We start from the raw sequence: 24,966 nt of genomic DNA on the forward strand, positions 1-24,966 counted from the left end.
ACCGGGCTCCGGGTTTCTTCTGGGGCGTCGGGTAGGATCTCAGTCCTGGCAACCTGCATCGATTGCACCTAGGTATCGGTGGTCACCGAAACGCCGCCGCCTTGCGCTACGCTTGCACCTCCCATCCTTCCCGCCGGAGGTTGTCCCATGAAGCGTGTCACCGGTATTGGCGGTATTTTCTTCAAGGCGAAAGACCCCAAGGCACTGCAGGCCTGGTACAAGACCCACCTGGGTGTCGATGTGCAGTCTTGGGGTGGCGCGACATTCGATTGGAAGGATGACGACGGCAACCCCGTCGGGGGGACCACGGCCTGGTTCATCGGCTCGCTGGATGAAGGCCCCTACGACCCGGGCACCGCCAACTTCATGGTCAATTACCGGGTGGCCGATGTGCACGCCCTGGTGAAGGCCCTGCGCGAAGAGGGTTGCAACGTCCTCGAGAAGATCGACGAATCCGAGTTCGGCAAGTTCGCCTGGGTGATCGACGCCGAGGGGAACAAGGTGGAGCTTTGGGAACCGCCCGCAGGCGGATAATCAAACAGGGAGGAGTTCATGTTCGGCGCTCAATCAGATCAGCGTTCAGATGCCGATGGCAAGGTCGTGAAGCCCGTCGCTGCGGACCCCGCCATGTCAAAGCGTCGAGTAGGCCCATGACAAACCATCAGCGAATCGCCGCACTGATTCTTCGGCTTATTGGTGCACTCTGGACGTTGTTCTTCGTCTTTGTATGGAGTGTCTATCTGGTCGAAACTGCCCTGGGTGTCGAAGTCCAGCACTATCCCCTGCACACGGTGATCGGCAATGTTGGCTATATGGTCTTCGGCCTTCTGGTGATCTTCGTGGCGAAGCCACTGGTGCGGATGATGGGCCGGGGACTCGAACAATGAAAAAGGAGGTTTGGCTTGGCGGGAGTGGGGCAAGTCGGAAATATGGGATGCCGAAGGTTACGATAGTTGTTGCTGTCGCCGAAGATTCGCCAGGACATGCCGCATGACTGATGATATGGAAGACTGGCTAATAGAGGTGGGTGACTACGTCATTCAAAAGAAGGCCAACGTTGGACTCGATGGCCTGTCAACTATTGAAGTGGCCATCTATGCCATGTGGGTGGTTGACTATTCCGTGCGCAACTCTGGAACCCTTTTCCCGATGACCGAGTTGTATCCGGAGGCTTTGGAAAAGCTTGCCGCGTTCGCAGCAGATAATCACCTAGAGGCACTGAATGCCCTCGCGTCGGCTGAGTGCGACGATGAGGCGTACGGTGATGTTTTCTACCAGTGGTTTGAGTTGGCGACTTTGGAGTTAAAGCACCTGCATAGCCGGTGAACCAGTGTCCGGCTCTGAGTCGAATGATCGTTGCGTCGCTGGGGACACTGGCAGTGGGCGTCGTGGCTGCCGCTGCCTGGCTGGCGCACTGAACATGACCATGCGTAGGATGAGGGAGGAGATGTTGTGGTGATCAGTGTGATCAGCCTGCTTGTCTACCTTGGTGCGGCCGCAGGCATGTACCTGATTCTTCGGTTCATCCAGCGCAACATACAAAGGCTTCCTATCGACGGCCGTAGTGTCTTTGGCTACGCAAAAAGCACCGTCGTCACACTCCTGGTTTTTTCATCGGTGCCAGGCATCCTCCTTGCCACCGCAACGCCAAAAATTCGACACCCGCTCGGGTCGAACATCGAGATTGCGGTATTCGCATGCGTTTTCGCCGTCATGCTGAATTACACCAGTCTCTATCGCGTCGTGATCAGCGACGTCTCCGTCAAAGTGGGTGCCTACAGGCTTAAAGCGGTGGAGTTCAAAGACATTGTGCGCGTCACGTATTTCCTTGGTACGCGATCATCGGTGGTCAGGGTTTATGAGGAAGGCGGGCGTCGCGTAGCGTTCTCAAACCAGATCCCGGGCTTCCGGGATTGCTTCAACCAGCTGAAGGCGCGCCTACCTGCACGAATTCAGGTCGAGTACTAGCAGTCGCCCCGCGCCTTGAACGAATTCAACGGACGGCTAGCTGCACTGGCGGGCTGCGGTAATGAGGCGACGGCCGGTCGCCGCTTGCGGCGACTCTGTCCGAATGAGCACCAGGGACCTCAGGCGTCCATCGTTTCGGACATCAATCTCCGCCAGGTTGCCGGGCGTGGACGAATCCACTACGTGCATCTCGCGGTCGTCGCCTTTCGCGGCGGCGCTGCTCTGTGGGTACGTCTTCTGGACCACGGGCAGCAGGCACGCGACAAACGCGTCGGGGCTGCGTGTTGTGCTGAAGCTGGTGGTCGGCGAGGTACGGGTGACGGGTTCCCCAGCGGATACGAGGGTGGGAAGCCCCAGGCAAAGCAGTCCTGCAACGATCAATGTGCGCACCATGACTCTCCCTTGCGATTGGACGGCCGGCCGCTACCGTTGCGGCCGTCTCATGAGTGTGCTCGCAAAATGATGCGGCTGCCATTGGGGGGAGCGACGGACAAGCGCGCCCTCACCGGGGTTGCTAAAATACCCCGATGCAACCCATTGACCCCTCAGCCTTTCGCCTCACCGTAGCCCCCATGATGGATTGGACGGACCGGCATTGCCGGTACTTCCATCGTCTGCTGTCGCCGCATGCGCGCCTGTATACCGAGATGGTGACCAGTGCCGCGCTGGTGCGGGGTGGGCAGGTGCGGCTGCTGGAGCACAGCCACGAGGAGCATCCGGTGGCCCTCCAGCTGGGCGGTAGCGATCCGGCGGAATTGGCCAAGGCGGCCATCCTGGGTGCCCAGGCGGGTTACGACGAGATCAACCTCAACGTGGGCTGCCCCTCGGATCGCGTCCAGTCAGGCAAATTCGGCGCCTGCCTGATGCGGGAGCCGGAGCTGGTCGGGGAGTGCGTTCGCGCCATGGCCGAGGTGGTGGACGTGCCCGTGACGGTGAAGTGCCGCATCGGCGTCGATAACCAGGATGAATACGCCGACCTCCAGCACTTCACCCAGGTGATGGTGCAGGCCGGGGTGAAGATCCTTATCGTCCATGCCCGCAAGGCATGGCTCGAGGGCCTCAGCCCCAAGGAGAACCGCGAGATCCCCCCGCTCGACTACAGCCGCGTCTACCGGCTGAAGCAGGAGTTCCCCGACCTCACCATCGTCATCAATGGCGGTATCACCACGGTCGAGGCGGTCCAGGAGCACCTGGCCCATGTGGATGGGGTGATGCTCGGCCGCGCCGCCTACCACGATCCGTTCGTCCTGGCTCAGCTGGAAACCGCGCTTTACGGCGCGCCTCTGGCCGATCGCAACGACGTTCTGGAGCGGATGCGTATCTATATCGAGGCCGAGCTGGCCCGAGGCACGGCGCTGAAGCACATCACCCGGCACATCCTCGGCCTGTACCAGGGCGAGGCCGGCGCGCGGGGTTTCCGCCGCCAGCTGAGCGAGGGTGCCCACCTTCCGGGGGCCGATTGGGCCCTGATCGAAGCCGCCATGGCCCCCCTCCGCCGGGCGGCCTAAGTTTCGTTCAGCTTCGGGCGGGGAGGGGGTCGGCATGATCGGCCGACTCGCATGACACCGCGCCTGACATGAAAATCACGTTCCGCCCGCTAATTTTCGCCGCCATCTGCGCCGGCGCGCCATTTGCCGCCCTGGCCCAGCAGTCGATGACGCTGGAACAGGCGGTGGCCAAGGTGCAGAAGGATACCGGGGGGAAGGTGCTTTCAGCGGATACCCGCCTTGTTGAGCGCGGCCGCATCACCGAATACCGGGTCAAGGTCCTCACCCTGGACGGGCACGTGAAAGTGGTGCCCCTACGAACTGAAACCGCCAAACCCCTGGACGCTACCGCCGGGGATACCAAGGAGAGACATTAATGCGAATCCTGCTCGTTGAGGACGAGGCCCCGCTGCGCGAGACCCTCGCCGCACGCCTGAAGCGTGATGGCTTCGCCGTCGATGCCGCCCAGGATGGCGAAGAAGGTCTCTATCTCGGCCGCGAGGTCCCGTTCGACCTGGCCATTATCGACCTGGGCCTGCCGAAGCTTTCCGGCATGGACCTGGTGAAGGCCCTGCGTGAGCACGGCCAGCGCTACCCCATCCTTATCCTTACCGCCCGCGGCAGCTGGCAGGACAAGGTTGAGGGCCTGAAGCACGGTGCCGACGACTACCTGGTGAAGCCGTTCCACGTCGAGGAACTGTTGGCGCGCATCAATGCCCTGGTCCGCCGCGCGAGCGGCTGGTCCAAGCCGGTGCTGGCCTGTGGTCCCATCAAGCTGGATACCACGGCTCAGACGGTTACCGTCGAAGGCCGCCAGGTGGACCTCACCAGCTACGAGTACAAGGTGCTTGAGTACCTGATGCTCCACGCCGGCGAGCTGGTATCGAAGGCCGACCTTACCGAACACATCTACCAGCAGGATTTCGACCGCGATTCGAACGTGCTGGAAGTGTTCATCGGCCGGCTGCGCCGTAAGCTCGACCCAGAGAGCGCGCTCAAGCCGATCGAAACCGTGCGCGGCCGTGGCTACCGTTTCGCGATCCCGCGCAACGAAGCGGACGAAGACTAAGACTATCGTGGCGGCGTGGCACGACGCCTCGCCGCCCCGAAGGTATCGTTACGAAGCATGGAAACCGCTGCCCCGACCAAGCGCCGCCCCCTGTCGCTGGCCGCGCGCGCGGCGCTCGCCACCGGCTTTGCGCTGGCGGCGTTCCTCGGCCTGACCGGCCTTGCCCAGAACAAGGCGAACTACGCTTCCGAGCTGTCAGCCATGCACGACCGGCTGCACAATTACGCGATCGCGTACATCACCGGCACCGACATCACCCGTGCGGGCAAGGTCACGACGCCCGATAGCCAGCCCAATCCCGACTTCTCGCGGCCAGGCTCGGGGCTCTATGCCATCGTGCTCGGAAACGACGGCTTTCGCTGGGAATCATCCTCGGCCCTGGGTCGCGACTTCGATTTCGTGCGAATGTTGTCGCCGGGCGAGACAGCGTTCGAGCCGGTCGAGACACGCAGCGGCAAACTGTACGTTTTCAGCTACGGCGTATCGCTGGATAGCACGGAGAAACGCAGCGTTCCGCTGACCTTCGCCGTCGCCCAGACGGAAGACCAGTTCGAGCGCCAGGTGGCCACCTATCGCCGCACGCAGTTCCTGTGGCTGGCCATGCTCGGCATGATGCTCATGCTGCTCCAGCTGTTCCTGCTGCGCTGGAGCCTGCTGCCGCTGCGCCGCGTATCCAGCGACCTGGCCCACATCGAACGCGGCACGCGGGACCATCTCGATGGTCCGTACCCGGTGGAACTCACCGTGCTGACGCGGCGCCTCAATGGCTTTATCGATAGCGAGCGCGAACAGCGCACGCGTTACCGCGATACCCTGGCCGACCTCGCACACAGCCTGAAAACGCCGCTGGCGGTGATTCGCTCGCAGCTGGAAATCAGTGGCGACGCGAGCAACCTGCGCGGCGATATCCTCGACCAGGTGCGCAAGATGGACGAGATCGTCGCTTACCAGCTTTCGCGTGCCGCGACCTCGGGCCGCCGCACCATCGCTTCGGTGGAACCGATTGCCGGCCACGCCGAGGATCTCGTGCAGAGCCTCGAGAAGGTCTACGCCGCGAAGAACGTGTTGTGCGAGTTCGAGCTGGAAGATGGCGTAGCGTTTCCGGGTGAGCAGGGTGACCTGCTTGAACTCATGGGTAACCTGGTGGAAAACGCGTTCAAGTGGGCGTCGCACCGTGTGCTGCTTACCGCGCGCGCGCAGCGCCAGGGTAAGAACGGCCGGAGTGGCCTGGAGCTGATCGTGGAAGACGATGGCCCGGGCATTCCCGATGAGAAGATCGAAAAGATCCTGCAGCGTGGCGTGCGTGGCGACGAACGCGTGCAGGGCCATGGCATCGGCCTGTCGATCGTGCAGGACATCATCAAGGCCTACCAGGGCACCTTGCACGTCGACCATTCCGAGGAGCTCGGCGGCGCGCGCTTTAGCGTGACGATCCCGCCGGGTTAAGCGGCGGCGGGTGAGGGGCCGTAGAAAGCATCGAGCAGCGCGGCCACTTTCGGTTCGGCCTGGCGCAATAGCGCAGGTCGTGAAAAGTGGAGCTCGCTCGTTACCGCGAAATATTCTTCAGGTGCCTCGGCACCGTAAGGATCGATCGCCGTCTCCCGGCCACGTTCGGCTTGCTTCACGAGGCGATCGAAGCCCGCCTGCATGGTCGCGATCCACTCACGCCGGTTCATGCCGGAAAGCAGTGGCGGCACGCCATTGGCGGGTGCCGCAAGCATGTCGAGCTTGTGTGCCATCTCGTGGATGACAACGTTGAAGCCATCCCACGGCGCTTCCACATCGAGCTTCACATCAGCCAGCGAGAGCACCATGGGACCGCGGTCCCAGGCTTCGCCGATGAGGGTGTCGTCGCTCTCGGACACGACGCCGCTGTGCGCATCGTAATGGCTGCGGCGGACGTTGAATTCGCCGGGGTACACCAGGACATTCGTCCAGCCCTTGAACGCTTTCGGGCCACGGGGCAGCGCAGGAAGGCTGGCCTGCATGGCGATCACCAGCATCCAGAAGTCGTCCAGCACAGCGCCATTGAGCGCGTGGAAGCGCTTGGTATGCAGGAACAGGGCGGCCAGCTGGCGCAGGTAGTGCAGCCGTGGGGCATCGAGCGCGCGGGCAAGTGGCACGCGGGCCACGGCTTCTTTCCAGCGAGCGTCATCGATCGGCGGGACGGGCGCACGGAACCGCGCCAGGAACGACGGCCAACCGCGAAAAATCAGAGCATGGACCCCGGGAGCAGCGACTGCCAGCTCGGTGCCGGTGCACGGACGGGTGCCGCGCCCTCGCGGTTCGGATCGTCGCCATCGACCGTCGGCGACGAGGAGCCCGACGAGCCGCCGCTGGAGCGGCTGGACGAATTGCCGGGGCGGGTGGACATGACATCGCCGCCAGTGGTGCTGCTTTCGTGCGAACTGCCGCCCTGGGACCGGCCGCTGGACCCTTCAAACGACGACGACGCAACCCCGCCCATGGAAAACAGGCCGGAGGTCAGGGCGATGTCGGAAGCGGCGGCGGTGCCGGTGGCACCGACGAGGCACAGACATCCGAGGATGTATGGTCTGGCGTTCATCGGTAAACCCCAAAAACCCCCAGACGATACGGGGGGACGACCGATCCTCGCAGAAAATTCACGGGGGCGCCAGTGTGTTTCGTCGGCCCGCGAGATCGTGGCGCAGGAACCCGGGCGAAATCCTTCCGGCTGCCCTAGAATCAGCACATGTCCCCGTTTCCCCCATCCCCGGCAGGGGCCGCCTGACGGCCTGACGGTAGCCATGCTCGCACGCGACCTCCTCGAAGCCCTTGCCGGCGGCGACGCCGTGTCCGGTGCCTCCCTGGCCCGCCAGGCGGGCGTCACCCGCGCCGCTGTCTGGAAACAGATGGAAGCCCTGCGCCTGAAAGGCGTGCCCGTGGAAGCCAAGGTGGGGGGCGGTTACCGCCTGCCCTGGCCGACCCAACTGCTCGATGGCCCGACCATCCGCTCGACCTGTGCGCCCGAGATCGTGCCGCATATCGGCATGCTCGAAGTGCATTGGGAGATCGATTCGACCTCTAGCGAGCTGGCGCGGCGCAATCCCGTGTTGGACGACCTGTCGTTTGTGCTGGCCGAGACCCAGTCCGCCGGGCGCGGTCGCCGTGGCCGCACGTGGCTCTCGCCACCGGGCATGAACCTCTATCTGTCGGTGCTGAAGCGCTTCGACAGCGGTTTCGCTTCCTTGTCCGGCTTGTCGCTGGCGGTTGGCGTGATGCTGATGCGTGCGCTCGATAAGGTCGGTATCCGCACGGCAGGCCTGAAGTGGCCCAACGATGTGCTGGCGGGCAATGCCAAACTGGCGGGGATCCTGGTCGAGCTTTCCGGCGAATATTCCGGCCCGTGCGCGGCCGTGATCGGGGTGGGTCTCAACATCCGCCTCCCCGATAGCCTGCATGAGCGGGCCGGCCAGCCGATCACCGACCTCGCCGCGCTTTCCGGTGGCCAGCCGCCGGACCGTAACGTGGTCGCCGCGGCGGTGGTGGGCGAGCTCGCGGAAGGCTTGCGGTTGTTCGAACGCCAGGGCTTCGCGGCATTCGCCAAGGAATATGCGGCCAGTGATCTTCTGCACGGCCAGCCGCTGCGGATTATCGATCCGCGCGGCGAATACCTCGCGACAGGCGAGGGCGTGGACGAACGCGGCGCGCTTCGTGTGCGCCGCGCCGATGGCGAGGCGGTCACGGTGGATAGCGCGGAAGTCTCCGTGCGCCGGAGTGGCGCATGATCCTGCTGCTCGACCTCGGTAATACCCGTCTGAAATTTGCGCTGTGCGACGGCGCCGAGTTCACCCATCGGGGTGCGTTCGCATGGGATGCGGATATCGCGCACGAACTGGCCACCCTGTGGGCGACCTGGCCGCGGCCTGAGCGGGTCGTGGGTGCGTCCGTGGTTGACGGCGCCCGCGAGACGGCGGTTTCAGTCGCCGCGGGTAAGGCATTTGGTTGCGAGCCCGTTTGGGTGCGCACCCCGGCGGAGGCCTGTGGCGTGCGCAACGCGTACGCCGAGCCCGGCCGTCTGGGTGTCGATCGTTTCCTCGCCCTTGTCGATGCGTGGGATGCGGGCAGGGCACCGTGCGTGCTTGCCAGTGTCGGTACGGCCCTCACGCTTGATGCCCTGGATGCCGAAGGCCGCCATCTTGGTGGCTGGATCGCGCCGGGCCCCCTGCTGATGCAGCAATCCGTGTTGGGTGCCACCGTGCAGGTGCGCCCCACCCAGGCGGGCGCCGTCCGCGATCTGGCAGATAACACGGCCGATGGTCTCGCCTCCGGCTGCTGGCAGGCCAGCGCCGCGCTGGTGGATCGTTTCGTCCGCCGCGCTGCCCCGCAACTGGGGGGCGCGCCGGCTATCACCCTCGGCGGCGGCGACGCCGAATTGCTGGCGCCCCTGCTTGAGCACGAGGTCAGCATCGTGCCGGACGCCGTGCTGCGCGGTCTCGCCGTGTGGGCCCGGACGTACGCCGGGACCGCCGAAATCCCCTAGAATCCAGTCGCTGCCGGTTCTTACAGGGGAACGCGCGCAGGCCCACTTCACGAGCCAAGGCCACCATGCTGCTGCGTTTGCTGTTCGTACTGCTGATCGCCCTCAATATTGCGGTGGCCGCCTGGCTGCTGCTTGGCGAAAGCGGCTCGCATGCAGTGGAAGCGGCGGATAAGGGCGTGCCGGAACTGAAGCTGCTGACCGAGCTGCCGGTGGCCGCGACAACGGCTGCGCTGCCGGTGCCCTCGTCGGTTGGCGTGGCGGCAAAGCCGGCCCAGGCGAGCACGGCCGTGGCACCGAAGACGACGTTGGCCTCCGCGGAACCGGCGGCTGCCGCTAAGCATCCCGCCGAGACGGCCGCCGCATCACCGCCTCCCAAGGCCGTGGCGGAGGCAGCCCCGCCGTCCGCACCTGAGCTTCCACCCGCCAAGCGCAGCTATCGCTGCCTTGCCGTCGGTCCCTTTCCCACCCAGGTGGATCTCCGTAACACCCGCGCCGCGCTGGCCGCACATACCGTGCGTAGCCGCCAGCGTCAGGAGCAGACGACCGAATCCCATGGCTGGCGCGTCTTTCTCCCTGCGCAGGAGACGCGTGAACAGGCACTGGCCCAGGCCAAGCGCCTGGAAGCCAAGGGCATCAAGGATTATTTCGTGGTCAGCGCGCAGGGCGAGCTGCAGAACTCCGTGGCACTCGGCCTGTTCCACGACCCGGCCAATGCGCGTAAGCGCCGCGATGAAGTCATCGCTGCCGGCTTCCCTGCGCGCATGAGCGAGCGCACCGAAACCACACCGGTCTGGTGGCTGGACGTTGTGGTCCCGGACGACGCCAACAGCGAGATCCGGCGCGCCGTTCGCACCCCGGGCGCTACGGCTCGACCCACGGGCTGCTTCTGATAAACTCCCCGCCTTCGCCGGCATAGCTCAGTTGGTAGAGCAACCGCCTTGTAAGCGGTAGGTCCCCAGTTCGAATCCGGGTGCCGGCACCAGAGCCTCATTTCATACCGTCGCATGATGACGCAGAAATACCCTAAAGCCCGCTTCGCAGCGGGCTTTTTTGTGTCCTGACCTAACACGTCATAGCATGGCAGCGCGGAGCAGTATTGGGTAATGGAGTGGGTACTCACCCATTCGGTGCCCAATTTGCTCGCCCAGTACGCACACCGGAGTACCCATGCTTACCCAGGTCGCCATCAAGGCGCCTAAGCCGTGCGAGAAGCCGTATCGTGTGGCCGATGGCAACGCGCTGTACCTCCTCGTTCGACCAGATGGGTCGATGCGCTGGGTCCACAGGTACCGCATCGCCGGTAAGGAGAAATCGCTCAGCTATGGTCGGTTCCCCGAGGTCACCGCTGCGGAAGTCCGCACGCGTCACCAGGAGGCCCGGCGACAAATGCGGGATGGTCGTGATCCCGGGGGGGGGGGCGTCAGGCATCGCGGGCGCGTGCCCAGCTGGTCAGCCTGACCACATTTGAGTCCGTCGCGCTTGCCTGGCTCGAGCAGCAGCTGCCGGCACTGGCCGCATCGACGTTCGAGAAGGCCAAATGGACGCCTTCGCGAGTTGGCGTTCCCTCGGTTCGGCAAGCTTCCGCTAACCGAGGTGACGCCGGCAGTCGTCCTCGCCGCTGTCCGCAAGGTAGAAGAGCGGGGCACGATCGAGACCGCTCACCGGCTCATACAACGGGTCAGCCAAGTGTACCGTTACGCGATTGCGTCGGGCCTAGCCACCACAAACCCGGCAAGTGACCTTCGCGGCGCGCTGGCCCCGCTGGTGACGCGGAGCCGATCAGCCGTGACGGATCCTGCCCAGGTGGCGTAGCTGCTGCACCACCTCGACACCTACAAGGGTAGCCCGATCACGCGCGCAGCCCTGCAGTTGGCGGCACTTACGTTCGTTCGCCCGGGTGAGCTTCGCAGCGCCGAATGGGCGGAGATCGACGTCGCTGCCGGCGAGTGGCGGATACCCGCCGCCAAGATGAAGATGAAAGCCGAGCACATCGTGCCGCTGTCTCGACAGGCGCTCGTCGCCTTGGCCGATCTACGTCTAGTCACAGGTCCTTCGGATATGCGCCCGGGGCGATACCTGTTCCCCAGCATTCGCGGCGCCTCAGCCTTCATGAGTGAGAACACCGTCAACGCTGCACTGCGCAACCTGGGATACGACAAGGAGGTGATGACTGGGCACGGCTTCCGCGCACTGGCCAGCACCAGGTTGAACGAGCTCGGCTGGCCGCCCGGTGTCATCGAATGGCAGCTGGCGAATGTGGAGCGAAGACGACGAGGAATACGTGTTCGGGTCGCCGACCGTGCCCGTGCCGCCCGCGCTGTGGAACACGTCCATCGTCACCACGCCGAGCGTGTCGCCTGGCTCGGCGCTGACCATCGATACGTCGTTCACCACCGTGCTCGACCGCGAGCAGACGAGCGTGGTGGCGTCCGACTCGCATGCCGACTACTTCGTACGCAACCTCGTGGCGCTGCTGGGCGAGCTGCGCGCCGGCCTCGAGGTGCTGGATATGAACGCAGTGCACAAGTTCAGCCTGGGCACGATCGAGGCTGGCGGTTAATCGAGCGGCCCGCGTTCGCCGGTGGGCACGGACAAGGCGTGAGTGTCCGCAACAACCACGTCAGCTCGAGCAGTGCCAACCCCGCGTAGGGGGCCGCCACGGGCGGAGAGTGGCGTGGTGACCGAGCAACCCAAGCTCCGAGGGATCGCCCCTCGGGGCTTTCTCGTGGGAGGGGAGGGGGGCAATCCTTGGGCCCTCGACTTGGAAGCCGACCGTCCTCTCATGGAGAGAAAAAATCCTCTCTTTGATTAATGCCATACGGCCAAATAATCTAAAGCCCTTGCCTGCCAACGGATACAGGGGAGTGGCGCAATTGAATAGATTCGGATTACGCAGGTCGATTCCCGCGGATGTGAAGCGTGCGATCAGACAACGATGTGGCTTCGGCTGCGTTGTCTGCGGGTCAAGTGTTTACGAATATGAACACATTGAGCCGACCTACGCTGAGGCGCAACGACATGACCCAGACTGTATGGCAACGCTGTGCCCGTCTTGCCACGGTAAAGTTACTCGCAAGCTTTGGTCAAAAGATCGCATCGCTCGTGCGTCGGCAGATCCATTTTGCAAGAGAGAAGGTTTCTCTTTTGAGACGCTCGACCCGGGCGAGGCACATCCCTACATCGTTTTTGCCGGCCTGACTACCCACAACACCCCCATTCCCGTCCAGGTCGAAGATCAACCGCTCATGCGGATTGACCCGCCCGAACAACCTGGCGCACCGCACCAAATATCCGCTACGTTCTACGACGATCAAGGCCGATTAGCGCTCACAATTGACCGAAATGAGTGGCGGCCATCGATGAAGCACTGGGACGTTGAGCTAGTGGCTGACCGTCTGACCATTCGTTCGGCTGCGAGGGAGATTGCCCTAAGCCTGCGATTTGTGGCGGGGGGTGGGATTGAAGTTGAGCAGATGAACATGCTCGTGAAAAAGTGGCGACTAGAAGGAAGTCGGGATCATCTTACGGTCTATCGGCCAGACGGCGGTATCTTGAACATGACTCAATGCGTAGCTAGCTACTGCAAAATCGGCCTTCAACTTGGAAGGGGTACACAGGTCGGTACGGGGAGGCTTTTTGGTGGTCTTTAATTATATTGGTCATGCAGTTAGGTTTGCTTTTCGGTGCCGGGTGCCGGCACCAAACAACGAAAAAAGCCCGCAGTGATGCGGGCTTTTTTCGTGTCAGGGAGGGGTGATATGAAACGCGCGGTTCGCTGGTTCGTGCTGCTTTTGGCCTTTCTCGGCCTCACCGTTTCGCTCGCGGGCGTTTCGCTCTACGTCGCGCAGGACCAGCTCCTGTATCCCGGCGCCCAGGCGACCATGCCCTTTGGCGATCTTCGTGTTGAGCGGCCCGATGGCGTGATGCGCGGCTGGGTGATCCACCCGGAAGCTGAGGATGCCCTTATCGTGTTCGGTGGCAATGCCATGAGCCTCTCCCGCTACGCACCGCATCTTGCTGCCTGCTCCAGCCGCGCGATTTACCTCATGCCTTATCGCGGCTACGAGGGTCAGATGGGCAAGCCACACGAACGCGATTTCGTCGCGGACGGCATCGCGCTGGTCGATGAGGCGCGGAAGAAGCACGCGCGTGTCGGGATCCTTGGCATCAGTATTGGCACGGGCGTGGCGACGCAGGTGGCTGTGGCACGCAAGCCCGATCGACTCTGGTTGGTGACGCCGTACGACAAGCTAACGCGTGTCGCGAACGACACGATGGGCGGGTTGCCGGTAAGCCTGATCATGCGTGATGCGTTCGATAGCGAAGCGGCCGCACGGCAGCTGAGCGGTGTGCCTACGCTGATCCTTCAGGCGAACCATGATGAAGAGATTCCGGCAGCTCGCACGGAGCAACTGGTGCGCGCGTTGCCGCAAGCGCCCACGGCCTGGCTGCACGTTGATGCTGGCCACAACACGATGCTTTCGAGCGAGCAGATGTGTGCGGCGCTGCGAGAGTAGATCAGTGGTACGAAAGTTCGTATCAGCGCGACCCGATGGAAGCACTTGGCGATGTGCTCCTCTTGACGACTTGGGTAGCTAAGACAATGGCAGGGTGCGGCTCGGCCGCAAATTCGTGACAACACCGGTTGACAGTGCGCGCTGGCAACACTAACGTCCGCCCCACGACTCACCCTTTGCTCGGACGATTAAGTTCGCAACCGCGCTCAGGGCGAAAACACCGGCCATCGCGCCGGTGTTTTCATTTGTACGTTCCCGACATGGAGGTCAGGGCTTGAGGACGTTTGCGTATGTTGATGGCTACAACCTGTTCTATGGATGCTTGCGTGGTTCGTTATTCAAGTGGCTTGATCTTGGCGAGCTTCTTCGAGGTATCTTGCGTGTGCAGGACCCGGCGTCGACGCTTCTAGGTACTCGTTACTTCACGTCGCGAGTAATGCCTAAATTCAGTCCGCATGGAACCAAATCCGAAGCTGCTCAGCTGGCCTATTTGCGAGCGCTGGATGCGCAGCCGGATGTGCATGTGACACTTGGCAGATATACGGCTGTGAAGTTCAGGGCGATGCGCTTCTGCAGGCCGCCTAGGGCTGATAAGCGAGTGGCTACATGGCGCCTTGAAGAGAAGGAAACGGATGTGAGTCTTGCCGTTTCTATGTATCGAGATGTCGCGCTGGGCCTGGTCGATCAGATCATTCTTGTGTCGAACGACTCGGACCTCTCGCCTGCGCTTCGGATGATTCGTGAAGATTTTCCGGGTGTTCGCATTGGGCTTGTGATCCCATCGCGGTCTGAGGGTGGCACTTCGGGCGAACGGGCGATTACGGAGTGAATCGGCCCGCTCTTTGGTCGATGCCGTTGCTTGAGGAACCTCAAGAGGTTGCTGCTTCGTTTCCTTCGCGTATATACAGCACGTGTGTTGAGAAGACTGATGAATCTGCGGTTGACCAAGAAGAAAGGTGACAGACCCTGGGGCCGCCGCGCTTGCAGCGCGCTTACGACGCCTTCATGGGTATCGCGGTGATCCCAGGCTTTACCTGTCATTGAGGGGTGTTGCTGACGCACGCCTATGGTCTGATTCACGGGGTTGGATGTGAATCAGCGCCGGGAGTCTCCCGTCGTAGGCGTCGGCCGCGAACAATGTCAGGGAAGTCCCCTGCCGCAGTGCAACGTGGCTGTGATCCACCCCGGTGTAAACTTGCGGAATGAGAACTTTCCGCGTGTCGTTTGTGTGCGCCCTGTTGTCCCTGCCGCTGGCGGCCTGGGCGCAGGATGTGTCCCGCGATGCCATGGCGGCCCGTATGGCCGCGCATGACGCTCCGGTGCTGCTCGATGTGCGTACTCCCGCCGAATACCGCGACGGCCACCTTGCTGGCGCCCTGAACGTGCCGGTGGACGAGGTGGGTGCCCGCAACGGTGCCATCGGCGTGAAGCGCGATCAGGAGCTGGTCGTGTACTGCAAATCGGGCAAGCGCGCCGCGCGCGCCCGCGACACCCTGCAATCCCTGGGCTACACCAACGTGCACCTGCTGGAAGGCAGTGCCGACGCCTGGCGCGCCGATGGCCGCCCGCTGGTGAAAGAAAGCCCGAATCACTGAGCCTGACCCCATGAGCCCTACCACCCGTTCGGTCGCCCTGGTTGGCGTCCCCACCGATATCGGCGCCGGCCACCGCGGCAGTTCCATGGGCCCCGAGGCCCTGCGTGTCGCCCGTTTGGCGGAGCGTCTGGAGAAGCGCGGCATGCTGGTCGTGGATCGCGGCAATGTCGCTGGTCCGCTGAATCCATGGCAGCCGCCGACCAACGGCTACCGCCACCTGCCCGAGGCAGTGGCCTGGAACACCGCGACGCATGAGGCCATCTACTCGGCTCTGAACGACGGGCACCTGCCGATCATGCTGGGCGGTGACCACTGCCTGGCCATCGGGTCGATTTCGGCTGTCGCGCGGCATTGCCGCGAGAAGGGCAAGAATCTGCGCATTCTCTGGCTCGACGCCCACGCGGACTTCAACACGAGCAATATCACCCCGTCGGGCAACATCCACGGCATGCCGGTGGCCTGCCTGTGCGGCCACGGGCCGAGCGAGCTGACCAGCATCGGGGGCACGGTGCCGGCCATTTCCCCGGACATGATCCGCCAGATCGGCATCCGCTCGGTGGATGAGGGCGAAAAGCGCCTGGTCCATGAGGTGGGTATCGATATCTACGATATGCGTTATATCGACGAGATCGGCATCAAGGCGGCGATGGAAGAAGCGCTGGCCGGCGTCGATGAAGACACCCACCTGCACGTGAGCTTCGACGTGGACTTCCTGGACCCGAGCATCGCGCCGGGCGTCGGTACCACGGTGCGGGGCGGCCCGAACTACCGCGAGGCCCAGCTGGTGATGGAGATGATCGCCGATACCGGCCGGGTGGGCTCGCTGGATATCGTCGAGCTGAACCCGGCGTTCGATAAGCGAAACCAGACGGCGAAGCTGGCGGTGGAGCTGGTGGAGTCCCTGTTCGGGAAGTCGACCCTCATGCGGTGAGGGGATCGCGCGCAAGCGCGCTCCCACAACAGCAGGGGGTCGCCGGGGGCGGGGGCGCGGGCTACACTCGGATGGTTTTCGTCCGTTTCGTATCAAGGCCCTCATGCGTACCCGCGTCCTTACCGGCATTACCACCACCGGCACGCCGCACCTCGGCAATTACGCCGGGGCGATCCGTCCCGCCATCGTCGCCAGCAAGGATCCCAACGTGGATGCCTTCTACTTCATGGCCGACTACCACGCGCTGATCAAGGCGGATGACGCCGACCGCGTGGCTGCCTCGCGCATGAAGATCACGGCCACCTGGCTGGCTGGTGGCCTGGACCCGACCACCGCGACGATCTATCGCCAGTCCGACATCCCGGAAGTGCCTGAGCTGATGTGGCTGCTGACCTGTGTCACCGCCAAGGGCCTGTTGAACCGCGCCCATGCCTATAAGGCCGCGGTGGACAAGAACGTCGCCGAGCAGGAAGACGCCGATGCCGGCGTGACCGCAGGCCTGTACATGTACCCCGTGCTGATGGCGGCCGACATCCTGGCCTTCAACGCCAACAAGGTGCCGGTGGGCCGCGACCAGATCCAGCACATCGAAATGGCGCGCGACATCGCCCAGCGCTTCAATCACATCTACGGCCGCGACTTCTTCGTGCTGCCGGCGGTGCAGATCGAAGAGCAGGTAGCCACGTTGCCCGGCCTCGATGGCCGCAAGATGTCCAAGAGCTACGACAACACCATTCCGCTGTTCGACGGCGGTTCGAAGGCGTTGCGCGACTCGATCATGAAGATCGTGACCGATTCACGCGCGCCGGGTGAGCCGAAGGACACGGACGATTCCGCGCTGTTCACCATCTTCAAGGCCTTCGCCTCGCCGGCCGAAACGGCTGCTTTCGCCGATGCGCTGCACGGCGGCCTGGGTTGGGGTGAAGCCAAGCAGGTGCTGTTTGAGCGCATCGAAGCCGACGTGGCACCGATGCGTGAGCGCTACGACGCCCTGATGGCGCGCCCGGACGATATGGAAGACATCCTGCTTGCCGGTGCGGCCAAGGCCCGTGCGATCGCCGTGCCGCTGCTCGAGCAGCTGCGTGATGCGGTGGGCCTGCGCACGTTCCGCCCGGCCGTCAAGGCTGAGCCCGCAGCGGCCAAGCCGGCGTCGAAGGCCAAGCCACCGCGCTTCGCCAGCTTCCGCGAGGCCGATGGCAGCTTCCGCTTCCGCCTGTTCGGCGCCGATGGCGAAGAATTGTTGCTGTCGGTGGCCTACGCGGACCCGAAGGCGGCCGGTACGGCACGCCAGGTGCTCTCGACGCTGGGTGGCACGGCTGCGCTGATCGAATCGCAGGGTGATCACGTGGCGTTGCTGGTGAATGGCGAGATCGTCGCCAACGGCCAGCCCTATCCCGACGAGGTGGCCCGCGCGGCCGCCATCCTCCGACTGCGCGCCGCCCTCGACGCGCTGGCCGCCGCCCAGGACTAAACGCCCATGCGCTACCTCGCACTGATGTTGCTCGCTCCGTGGCTCATCGTGCTTGGCTGGGCGTATTGGCATTACCCGAAGACGTTGCCGCGCACCGCCGCGCGGCGCGCCTTCGACGCGTTGGCACTGGTGGCATCGGTCATCCTCTCCATCCAGGCCGCGCTCGTTGCGTACGACGCGGTAGAGCTCCCCGCAGCCGACGAGTTCGGCCCGAAAAGCGGCGCGATCTGGCAGCAGGTCGTGCCCGCGCTATACGGCTACGGCGCGTTCGTGGCGGTACTGGCCGTAGCCCTGGTAGCCCGCCACCTCATCTGGAAACGCCGCCCGCTGTAGGAGCGCGCTTGCGCGCGATTCCCGGGCCCGGGCCAGGCCAGGCCAGATACGAAGCATGTTGTAGGAGCGCGCTTGCGCGCGATCCGCCGGCAGGCGGCACGTTATCGCAAGTACATCGCGCGCGCGCGCGCTCCTACGCGAGCCTGTTATTTGGCGCCGCGCAGCCGCTGCGTCAGGCCCTTGAGGAAGTTGCGCAGGAACTGATCGCCGCAGGTGCGGAAGTTGCTGTGCTTGGGCTGGCGGAAGAGGGCGTTTACTTCGCCCTTGGACACTTTGAAACCGGCATCGGCCATGATCGCGATGATGTCGTCTTCCTTCAGTTCGAAGGCGACGCGCAGCTTCTTCAGCACGGTGTTGTTGTTGATGCGCGCCTCGACCGGACGGGCCGGCTGGCTCTCGTCGCGGCCACGACGGTGGATGATCAGGCCGTCGAGGAAATGGGCCATGACCAGATCCGGCATGGCGGCGAAGCCGGGATCTTCCTCGTCCTTCTTCAGCCAGGCCTCGACCTCTTCGCGGGTCGCCTTGTGGCCAGTAAGCGCAAGGATCTCGACGACGTGGACGTCGCCCAGGTCGAGCATGTAGCGAATGCTACGCAGGGTATCGTTGTTCAGCATGGCGCCAAGGATACCGCCAAAACCCCCAAACCACGGTAGGAGCCCACCCTGTGGGCGACATCTTTTGCGGTACCGCTAGTGGCCCTGCTGCTCTTCTGCGAAAGATGTCGCCCACAGGGTGGGCTCCTACGACAGCAGAACGCCGCCCTTTTTGGGGGCGGCGTTCGCTTTTCAACCAAAAATCAGGCCTTAGTTCGGCAGGCCCAGGTCGTCGATCATGGCCTTCAGGAAGCGCGCAGCCTCACCGCCGGTGGCGGCGCGGTGGTCGAAGGTGAGCGACAGCGGCATGCGGCGGTGCACTTCGATACCGCCCATGACGGCGACCACATCGTGGCTGAGCTTGCCGGCGCCGATGATGGCGACGGTCGGCGGCACGACCACCGGGGTGGCGTAACGGCCGGCGAACATGCCGAAGTTGCTCAGGCTGATCGTGTAGCCCGAAAGCTCCGAGGCCGGGATGCTGCGGTCTTCCACCGAAGCGCGCAGGCGCTTGATGGCAGCGCGGACGCCGGCACCGTCGAGCACGTCGGCGTTACGCAGGGCCGGCACGAACAGACCGTCTTCCGTATCTACCGCGATACCGATATCCACATGCGGATGCAGCGTGCGGGTCAGGTCCTTTCCGTTGAACCATGCGTTGAGCGCCGGCACGGCCTTGCAGGCCACGACGATCGCGCGGATCAGGCGGGCGGTGATGTCCTGCTTGCCGATCCAGGCGTGCAGGTCGGCGTCGTCCACGATGGTGGTCGGCACGACCTGGGCATGCGCATCGGCCATGACGCGCGCCATGTTGCGGCGAACGCCCTTCAGCTGTTCCGGCTGGCCCATCGCTTCCTTGCCCGGGGGCGCGGTGCGAACGGCCTTGCCAGCCAGCGACACCGGCGTGCGGGTCGGGGCGGGGCCCGGTTCCGGCAGCGACGGCGCGAGGTGCTGGGCGGCAGCGGAGCGGGCCGGGGCAGCGCCCACGGCAGCCGAACCATTGGCGGCCGCGTTCTTCACGTCAGCCATGGTGATGACGCCACCGGCGCCGGTCGGCTGCACGCGGGTGAGGTCCACCTTGAGCTTCTTGGCAGCGGCACGCACTGCCGGCACGGCCTTGACGCCACCGGCGCTGGAGACCTGCTCGGTGTGCACGGCATTGCCGCTGACCATGGCGCCCACGACGGTGCCTTCGTCTTCGCGATCGGCCGAAGCCTTCGGCGGATCGATCTCGCCACCGTCATCGGAAGCGACGACCTTCGACGGATCATCCGTAGCCGGCGAACCGACGCCCTTCTTCGGGCCGTGATGGTGGCCGGTGGATTCCGCTTCGGCACGCTGGCGGGCATTCGGGTCGATCTCGAAATCGGCCAGCGAGGCGCCGGTCTCGATGATGTCGCCCACGCCACCGTGCAGCTTCTTCACGGTGCCGGAGTACGGCGAGGGCACGTCAACGACGGCCTTCGCGGTTTCCATCGACACCAGCGGGGCGTCGAGCTTGATCGTGTCGCCTTCCTTGACGTGCCACTCGACGACGGTCGCGTCGGGCAGGCCTTCGCCGAGGTCCGGCAGGAAAAAGGTCTTGATATCGGCCATGTCTAGAGGTTCCTCAGGAGGCAGCCAGCGTGCGCTGGGCGGCTTCGACGATGCGTTCGACGCTGGGCAGGTACTTCATTTCCAGGCGGAACAGCGGGATGTGCGTATCGAAGCCGGTGACGCGCTCGACCGGCGCGAGCAGGCTGTACAGGCATTCTTCCGACAGACGGGCAGCGATTTCCGCACCGAAACCAGCGGTCTTCGGCGCTTCGTGCACGATGACGCAACGGCCGGTCTTGGTGACCGATTCGGCGATCGTGTCGAAATCGAGCGGGGTCAGCGTGGCGACGTCGATGACTTCGGCGCTGATGCCCTGCTGGGCGAGTTCATCGGCGGCTTCAAGGCATTCCTTGACCTGCGCACCCCAGGTGACGAGGGTGACGTCGGTACCGTCGCGCAGGACGAAGCAGACGTCGAGCGGCAGCGCCTCGCCGTCATCGGGCACTTCTTCCTTGTACTGGCGGTAGATGCGCTTCGGCTCGAAGAAGATCACCGGATCCGGGTCACGGATGGCGGCGAGCAGCAGGCCGTAGGCACGCGCCGGCGACGACGGCATGACCACGCGCAGGCCCGGGATGTTGGTGAACAGGTGCTCGTTCGCCTCGGAGTGATGCTCCGGTGCGCGAATGCCGCCGCCCCACGGGGCGCGCCACACGGCCGGCACGGTCATGCGGCCGCGGGTACGGTTGCGCATGCGCGCGGCGTGGCAGGCGATGTGCTCCATCATCGGGTAGATGAAGCCTTCGAACTGCGCTTCGGCGACCGGCTTCATGCCCTGCACGGCGAGACCGATGGTCAGGCCGGCGATGGTGCCTTCGTCCAGCGGCGTGTCGATGACGCGCTCTTCGCCGAACTGTTCCTGCAGGCCCTGGGTAGCGCGGAACACGCCACCGTTGACGCCGACGTCTTCGCCGAGCACCACGACGCTATCGTCGTTGCGCATTTCGTAGGCGAGCGCCTGGGTCACGGCTTCGATAAGAGTGATTTGTGCCATGGGAAGGGCTCCTTACGACTTGCGATCGAGGGAAGCGACGAGCTCGCGCTGCGCTTCGAGGTCGGCCGGGACTTCGGCGTACAGGTAATCGAACATCGCCGTTGCCGGCTGGTTCTTCGTCTCCAGGTACGCGTTGACCTCGTTATCCATCCAGTCGTCGCACTCGGCCTTCCAGGCCTCTTCCTTCGCGTCGTCCCACTTGCCCTTGGCTTCGAGCCACTTGCGCAGGCGCGGCACCGGGTCACGTTCCCAGGCGTCCTTCACTTCCTGCTCGCCGCGGTAGCGGCGGGCATCGTCGGCGGTGGTGTGGTCGCCGAGGCGGTAGGTCACCGCTTCGATCACCGTGCCGCCCTGGCCGGAACGGGCGCGCTCGAGCGCGTCTTCCATGGCCTTGCGCACGGCGATGATGTCGTTGCCGTCGACCTGGATGCAGAACAGGCCGGCCGCGATGCCCTTCTGGGCCAGCGTGCCGGAACCGCTCTGGATGCGGCGCGGGACCGAGATGGCCCACTGGTTGTTCACGATGACGGCGACCAGCGGCAGGTTCTGCGCACCGGTGACGTTGATCGCGCCGTAGAAGTCGCCCTTGGACGAGCCGCCATCACCGATGGTGCACACGGCCACGCGCGGTTCCTTGCGGATCTTGAACGCCAGCGCCGAGCCGGCGGCGTGCAGGCACTGCGTGCCGATAGGAACGCACCAGGCAAAATCGTGCGCCGGGGCATCCTTGAAGTCGTTACCGCGCTCGTCGCCACCCCAGTAGGTGTAGACCTCGCGCGGCTTCACGCCGCGGTACAGCTGGGCGCCGTATTCGCGGTAGGAGACCGCCAGCGAATCTTCGCGGCGCATGGCGCTGCCGATGCCGACGTGCGCGGCTTCATGGCCTAGGCACGAGGCATACGTGCCGAGCTTGCCGGTACGCTGCAGGGCGATCGACTTGGCGTCGAACACGCGGGTGGAGACCATGAGCTTGTAGAGCTCGACCATGTGGTCGAGATCCTTGGCGAAGGCGGGCATTTCCTTGCCGGTTTCCTTGCCATCCTGGTCAAGGTACTGCAGGTATTCAATTTCAAACTTGGCGGCGATGGACACGACTCGCTCCCAGGGGAAGGTTAGAAACGACACGCACGATGGGGGAAGCGGCCGGCCCATCCAGCGGGGCACGAACGGCTTATCAGGTCTTGCGAGCCGGACTAGATATCAGGGGTATTATGGCGCGGCAAGGCACGCCGCAGCATGACCAAAACGTCTCAGGCCCCTCAAATGGCTTTGTGGCGCGGTTCCTGCGCTATCCACCCACTATGTGAAGACGCCCATGGCCCATCCCCAGCGCGACCTCGAACCCGGTATCCACACCGACCTGGAAGGGCGGGTGACCTACGGTTCGTACCTCCGCCTGGACCAGGTGCTGTCGGCCCAGCACCCGCTGACCGAGCCCCAGCACCACGACGAAATGCTCTTCATCATCCAGCACCAGACCTCCGAGCTGTGGCTGAAGCTGATGATCCATGAGCTGGATGCCGCCCTGGCGCGCCTGCGCGCCGACGACCTGGGTGGCACCCAGAAAGTGCTTGCCCGCGTCAAGCAGATTCAGCGGCAGCTCTATGAGCAGTGGGCGGTGCTGGAAACGCTCACTCCGGCCGAATACCTGGAATTCCGCGATGTGCTGGGGCCGTCCTCGGGTTTCCAGTCGCTGCAGTACCGCATCGTGGAATTCATGCTCGGCAATAAGCTCGGCAGCATGTTGGCGGTGTTCGAACACGATCCGGCGGATCACGCCCGGTTGAAAGCCGTCTTCGAAGCGCCCGGCCTGTACGACGAGTACCTGCGCTTCCTGGCCCGCCGCGGCCATCCGGTGCCGGTAGAATTGCTGGAGCGCGATGTCACCCAGCCCTGGCGAAGCCAGCCGGCGTTGCTGCCCATCTTCAAGCGCATTTACGAAGATACGGCCGCGTACTGGTCTGAGTATCATCTCAGTGAGCTGCTGGTCGACATCGAAGAGAACTTCCAGCTCTGGCGGTTCCGCCACATGAAAACGGTGGAGCGCATCATCGGTTTCAAGCCCGGCACGGGCGGCTCCTCCGGCGTCGCCTTCCTGCGCAAGGCGCTGGAACAGAGCTTTTTCCCCGAACTCATCGAAGTTCGCACGCTGCTGGGCACCTGACCCGCGACGCCCGCCCTGTAGGAGCGCGCTTGCGCGCGATGGGTGCTCGCGGCAAGAGCCATCGCGCGCAAGCGCGCTCCTACAGGCGGCGCACCATACGGCACTGCACGATTGACGCCATGGGCCGCGCCCGCTAAACACCCACATCGATCTACGCCAAGGGAAGCCATGACTTCATCCGCCCCCAGCCAGGCACGGCCCGTGCCCGATTACCCGCAGACCATGGGCCACCCGCGTCCGTTGTGGATGTTGTTCATGACGGAATTCTGGGAGCGCTTTGCCTTTTACGGCATGCGTTGGGCGCTCACGCTGTATATCGTCGCCGAGTTCTTCAACGGTGAGGCGTCCGGTCAGGGTTATGCCAGCCGTACCTATGGCGCGTACCTCGCGCTGGTGTACGCATCGGCCATCTTCGGTGGCTATGTGGCCGATCGCGTGTTGGGTTACCAGCGGTCCATCCTGGTCGGTGCGGCTGTGATGGGCCTGGGCCTTTTCATGGTGATGGTGCCGCAGCAGGATATTTTCCTTGCCGGTCTCGCTACGGTGATCGTCGGCAACGGCCTGTTCAAGCCGAATATCTCGTCGCTTGTGGGTCAGATTTACCCGGTGGGCGATGACCGCCGCGACCGCGGATTCACCATCTTCTACATGGGCATCAACCTCGGTGGCTTCCTTGCGCCGCTGCTTACCGGCTGGGTCGCGTCGGTAATGACCGACACCCCGCTGCAGCAGAACTATCGCGCCGTCTTCGCCTCCACGGGCGTCGGCATGGTCATCTGCTTCATCTGGTTCCTGATCGGCAAGCGTCAGCTCAAGGGCGTGGGCGTGCCGCCGCCGGAGCGCCACGAGGGCAAGAGCCTGCTCGCGGTCATCATCGGCATCATCATCGCCGTGCCGCTGGTTTACCTGCTCATGGCCAAGGCGGGCGCCATCGTCATCGCATGGCTGCTCGGCGTGCTGTTCATCGGCGTGGCGGTAATGCTGGTGCTTGAGGCCGTGCGCCACGACACGATCCAGATCCATCGCGTCATCGCCATGCTGTTGTTGTTCGCGTTCAACGTGCTGTTCTGGATGTTCTTCGAACAGGCCGGCAGTTCGTTCAACTTCCTCGCGGAAAACCTCGTCGATCGCCAGATGTTCGGCTGGGAATTCCCCACCGGCTGGTTCCAGTCGGTGAACTCCGCCGCCATCCTCGTCTGCGCGCCGGTCGTGGCGCTGGCGTGGGGCCTGTTGGCGAAGGTGCGCGCCGAGCCGTCGATTCCGCGCAAGTTTGGCCTGGGCCTGCTCTTCAACGGCATCGGCTTCCTGGTGCTGATGTATGCGCTGAAAAGCCTGGTGGATGGCCACGGCCTCATCCCGTTCTGGCCGCTGGCGGCCTGCTACGTGGCCCAGACCATCGGTGAGCTGTGCCTCTCGCCGATCGGCCTGTCGATGGTGACCAAGCTGGCGCCGCTGCGCGTGGTGGGCCTGGCCATGGGCGGCTGGTTCCTTTCCACCGCCATTGGCAACAACCTCTCGGGCTTGCTCGCGGGCCACATCAGTGGCGACAGCGGCATGACGGTGGCCTCGGCCCTATCCGGCTTCACCTTCAGCTTCGAGCTGCTGCTCGGCGCGGGCGTGGTGCTGTTCCTGATCGCCCCGCTGATCAACAAGCTGATGCACGGGATCAAATGATCGAAATCCACCCGCGCCTGCGGATGGCTTTCCCGTAGGAGCCCACCCTGTGGGCGACGCCGTTCGC

General features: G+C 64.1%; 30 protein-coding genes, 1 tRNA gene and 1 pseudogene. 25 read left to right on the top strand and 7 right to left on the bottom strand.

Annotated features, from left to right (window positions below):
• Positions 1 to 147 precede the first annotated feature (147 nt).
• The 4 genes from L2Y96_RS04500 to L2Y96_RS04515 all read left to right on the top strand — a co-directional run bounded on the left by L2Y96_RS04500 (position 148) and on the right by L2Y96_RS04515 (position 1,968).
• Positions 148 to 534 (top strand): VOC family protein, encoded by a 387-nt coding sequence (locus tag L2Y96_RS04500; protein ID WP_247332978.1) that lies wholly within the window; start codon positions 148 to 150, stop codon positions 532 to 534.
• 116 nt (positions 535 to 650) lie between these two features.
• Positions 651 to 887, top strand: a complete 237-nt coding sequence (locus L2Y96_RS04505) for a hypothetical protein (RefSeq protein WP_247332980.1) — start codon at positions 651 to 653, stop codon at positions 885 to 887.
• A 103-nt stretch (positions 888 to 990) separates the two neighbouring features.
• Positions 991 to 1,326: a hypothetical protein gene (locus L2Y96_RS04510; RefSeq protein ID WP_247332982.1), complete on the top strand. Its 336-nt coding sequence runs from the start codon at positions 991 to 993 to the stop codon at positions 1,324 to 1,326.
• 129 nt (positions 1,327 to 1,455) lie between these two features.
• Complete coding sequence (locus tag L2Y96_RS04515; protein ID WP_247332983.1) at positions 1,456 to 1,968, top strand: hypothetical protein; 513 nt, start codon at positions 1,456 to 1,458, stop codon at positions 1,966 to 1,968.
• 36 nt (positions 1,969 to 2,004) lie between these two features.
• On the opposite strand, the gene L2Y96_RS04520 is transcribed toward L2Y96_RS04515, so the two are convergent.
• Positions 2,005 to 2,361: a hypothetical protein gene (locus L2Y96_RS04520; protein ID WP_247332985.1), complete on the bottom strand. Its 357-nt coding sequence runs from the start codon at positions 2,359 to 2,361 to the stop codon at positions 2,005 to 2,007.
• A gap of 179 nt (positions 2,362 to 2,540) precedes the next feature.
• On the opposite strand from L2Y96_RS04520, the gene dusA reads away from it, so the two are divergent.
• The 4 genes from dusA (at position 2,541) to L2Y96_RS04540 (ending at position 5,970) form a co-directional block, all read left to right on the top strand.
• Entirely contained in the window at positions 2,541 to 3,476 is a 936-nt protein-coding gene (dusA, locus tag L2Y96_RS04525; protein WP_247332987.1) for a tRNA dihydrouridine(20/20a) synthase DusA, read from the top strand.
• A 68-nt stretch (positions 3,477 to 3,544) separates the two neighbouring features.
• Positions 3,545 to 3,832 carry a PepSY domain-containing protein gene (locus tag L2Y96_RS04530; protein WP_247332988.1) on the top strand — a complete coding sequence of 96 codons (288 nt, stop codon included), beginning with the start codon at positions 3,545 to 3,547 and terminating at the stop codon, positions 3,830 to 3,832.
• Positions 3,832 to 4,524 (top strand): response regulator transcription factor, encoded by a 693-nt coding sequence (locus L2Y96_RS04535; protein WP_036115892.1) that lies wholly within the window; start codon positions 3,832 to 3,834, stop codon positions 4,522 to 4,524. Before L2Y96_RS04530 ends, L2Y96_RS04535 begins: the two co-directional genes overlap by 1 nt.
• 57 nt (positions 4,525 to 4,581) lie before the next feature.
• On the top strand, positions 4,582 to 5,970 hold the full coding sequence (locus L2Y96_RS04540) for an ATP-binding protein (protein WP_247332990.1): 1,389 nt from the start codon (positions 4,582 to 4,584) through the stop codon (positions 5,968 to 5,970).
• On the opposite strand, the gene L2Y96_RS04545 is transcribed toward L2Y96_RS04540, so the two are convergent.
• The gene (locus L2Y96_RS04545) at positions 5,967 to 6,656 is read right to left on the bottom strand and encodes a M90 family metallopeptidase (RefSeq protein WP_247332992.1); all 690 of its coding nucleotides are present in this window, start codon (positions 6,654 to 6,656) and stop codon (positions 5,967 to 5,969) included. The genes L2Y96_RS04540 and L2Y96_RS04545 overlap by 4 nt on opposite strands.
• An 80-nt stretch (positions 6,657 to 6,736) precedes the next feature.
• Entirely contained in the window at positions 6,737 to 7,090 is a 354-nt protein-coding gene (locus tag L2Y96_RS04550) for a hypothetical protein (RefSeq protein ID WP_247332994.1), read from the bottom strand.
• Positions 7,091 to 7,292: 202 nt separating this feature from the next.
• Between L2Y96_RS04550 and L2Y96_RS04555 the strand changes: the two genes are divergently transcribed.
• The 15 genes and pseudogenes from L2Y96_RS04555 (at position 7,293) to L2Y96_RS04610 (ending at position 17,875) form a co-directional block, all read left to right on the top strand.
• The gene (locus L2Y96_RS04555) at positions 7,293 to 8,273 is read left to right on the top strand and encodes a biotin--[acetyl-CoA-carboxylase] ligase (RefSeq protein WP_247332996.1); all 981 of its coding nucleotides are present in this window, start codon (positions 7,293 to 7,295) and stop codon (positions 8,271 to 8,273) included.
• Positions 8,270 to 9,028: a type III pantothenate kinase gene (locus L2Y96_RS04560; RefSeq protein WP_247332997.1), complete on the top strand. Its 759-nt coding sequence runs from the start codon at positions 8,270 to 8,272 to the stop codon at positions 9,026 to 9,028. The genes L2Y96_RS04555 and L2Y96_RS04560 overlap by 4 nt, the downstream gene beginning before the upstream one ends.
• Positions 9,029 to 9,093: 65 nt before the next feature.
• On the top strand, positions 9,094 to 9,918 hold the full coding sequence (locus L2Y96_RS04565; RefSeq protein WP_247332999.1) for an SPOR domain-containing protein: 825 nt from the start codon (positions 9,094 to 9,096) through the stop codon (positions 9,916 to 9,918).
• A gap of 16 nt (positions 9,919 to 9,934) precedes the next feature.
• Positions 9,935 to 10,010, top strand: a tRNA-Thr gene (locus tag L2Y96_RS04570).
• 185 nt (positions 10,011 to 10,195) lie between these two features.
• On the top strand, positions 10,196 to 10,486 hold the full coding sequence (locus L2Y96_RS23025; RefSeq protein WP_425492536.1) for an Arm DNA-binding domain-containing protein: 291 nt from the start codon (positions 10,196 to 10,198) through the stop codon (positions 10,484 to 10,486).
• Between the two features lie 96 nt (positions 10,487 to 10,582).
• Positions 10,583 to 10,840: a tyrosine-type recombinase/integrase gene (locus L2Y96_RS23030; RefSeq protein ID WP_425492537.1), complete on the top strand. Its 258-nt coding sequence runs from the start codon at positions 10,583 to 10,585 to the stop codon at positions 10,838 to 10,840.
• Positions 10,841 to 10,897: 57 nt separating this feature from the next.
• Positions 10,898 to 11,215: pseudogene (locus L2Y96_RS23035) on the top strand (tyrosine-type recombinase/integrase); the annotation flags it as partial.
• Positions 11,216 to 11,282: 67 nt separating this feature from the next.
• Positions 11,283 to 11,588 carry a phage major capsid family protein gene (locus tag L2Y96_RS04575; RefSeq protein ID WP_247333001.1) on the top strand — a complete coding sequence of 102 codons (306 nt, stop codon included), beginning with the start codon at positions 11,283 to 11,285 and terminating at the stop codon, positions 11,586 to 11,588.
• A gap of 352 nt (positions 11,589 to 11,940) precedes the next feature.
• Positions 11,941 to 12,678, top strand: a complete 738-nt coding sequence (locus L2Y96_RS04580) for an HNH endonuclease (protein WP_247333003.1) — start codon at positions 11,941 to 11,943, stop codon at positions 12,676 to 12,678.
• A 108-nt stretch (positions 12,679 to 12,786) separates the two neighbouring features.
• The gene (locus L2Y96_RS04585) at positions 12,787 to 13,545 is read left to right on the top strand and encodes an alpha/beta hydrolase (protein WP_247333005.1); all 759 of its coding nucleotides are present in this window, start codon (positions 12,787 to 12,789) and stop codon (positions 13,543 to 13,545) included.
• Positions 13,546 to 13,819: 274 nt separating this feature from the next.
• Positions 13,820 to 14,374: an NYN domain-containing protein gene (locus L2Y96_RS04590; RefSeq protein ID WP_247333007.1), complete on the top strand. Its 555-nt coding sequence runs from the start codon at positions 13,820 to 13,822 to the stop codon at positions 14,372 to 14,374.
• A gap of 373 nt (positions 14,375 to 14,747) precedes the next feature.
• A complete protein-coding gene (locus tag L2Y96_RS04595; RefSeq protein WP_247333009.1) occupies positions 14,748 to 15,140 on the top strand; it encodes a rhodanese-like domain-containing protein in 393 nt (130 codons plus the stop codon).
• A gap of 10 nt (positions 15,141 to 15,150) precedes the next feature.
• Positions 15,151 to 16,071: an arginase gene (rocF, locus tag L2Y96_RS04600; protein WP_247333011.1), complete on the top strand. Its 921-nt coding sequence runs from the start codon at positions 15,151 to 15,153 to the stop codon at positions 16,069 to 16,071.
• Positions 16,072 to 16,174: 103 nt separating this feature from the next.
• A complete protein-coding gene (locus L2Y96_RS04605; RefSeq protein ID WP_247333013.1) occupies positions 16,175 to 17,542 on the top strand; it encodes a tryptophan--tRNA ligase in 1,368 nt (455 codons plus the stop codon).
• A 6-nt stretch (positions 17,543 to 17,548) separates the two neighbouring features.
• The gene (locus L2Y96_RS04610; protein WP_247333022.1) at positions 17,549 to 17,875 is read left to right on the top strand and encodes a hypothetical protein; all 327 of its coding nucleotides are present in this window, start codon (positions 17,549 to 17,551) and stop codon (positions 17,873 to 17,875) included.
• A gap of 146 nt (positions 17,876 to 18,021) precedes the next feature.
• Here the strand turns inward: L2Y96_RS04610 and L2Y96_RS04615 are convergent, their stop codons facing one another.
• The 4 genes from L2Y96_RS04615 to pdhA form a co-directional block, all read right to left on the bottom strand.
• Complete coding sequence (locus L2Y96_RS04615; RefSeq protein WP_247333023.1) at positions 18,022 to 18,492, bottom strand: YehS family protein; 471 nt, start codon at positions 18,490 to 18,492, stop codon at positions 18,022 to 18,024.
• Positions 18,493 to 18,681: 189 nt separating this feature from the next.
• Complete coding sequence (locus L2Y96_RS04620; RefSeq protein WP_247333032.1) at positions 18,682 to 20,067, bottom strand: dihydrolipoamide acetyltransferase family protein; 1,386 nt, start codon at positions 20,065 to 20,067, stop codon at positions 18,682 to 18,684.
• Between the two features lie 13 nt (positions 20,068 to 20,080).
• Positions 20,081 to 21,061: an alpha-ketoacid dehydrogenase subunit beta gene (locus L2Y96_RS04625; RefSeq protein ID WP_045828010.1), complete on the bottom strand. Its 981-nt coding sequence runs from the start codon at positions 21,059 to 21,061 to the stop codon at positions 20,081 to 20,083.
• A gap of 12 nt (positions 21,062 to 21,073) precedes the next feature.
• Positions 21,074 to 22,153, bottom strand: coding sequence for a pyruvate dehydrogenase (acetyl-transferring) E1 component subunit alpha (gene pdhA, locus L2Y96_RS04630; RefSeq protein WP_247333041.1), 1,080 nt, complete (start codon positions 22,151 to 22,153; stop codon positions 21,074 to 21,076).
• Between the two features lie 223 nt (positions 22,154 to 22,376).
• On the opposite strand from pdhA, the gene L2Y96_RS04635 reads away from it, so the two are divergent.
• Complete coding sequence (locus L2Y96_RS04635; protein WP_247333043.1) at positions 22,377 to 23,225, top strand: tryptophan 2,3-dioxygenase; 849 nt, start codon at positions 22,377 to 22,379, stop codon at positions 23,223 to 23,225.
• 168 nt (positions 23,226 to 23,393) lie between these two features.
• On the top strand, positions 23,394 to 24,899 hold the full coding sequence (locus L2Y96_RS04640; RefSeq protein ID WP_247333045.1) for a peptide MFS transporter: 1,506 nt from the start codon (positions 23,394 to 23,396) through the stop codon (positions 24,897 to 24,899).
• Positions 24,900 to 24,966 lie beyond the last annotated feature (67 nt).

The sequence above is a fragment of the Luteibacter aegosomaticola genome (assembly GCF_023078475.1).
GTDB classification, from domain to species: Bacteria; Pseudomonadota; Gammaproteobacteria; order Xanthomonadales; family Rhodanobacteraceae; genus Luteibacter; species Luteibacter aegosomaticola.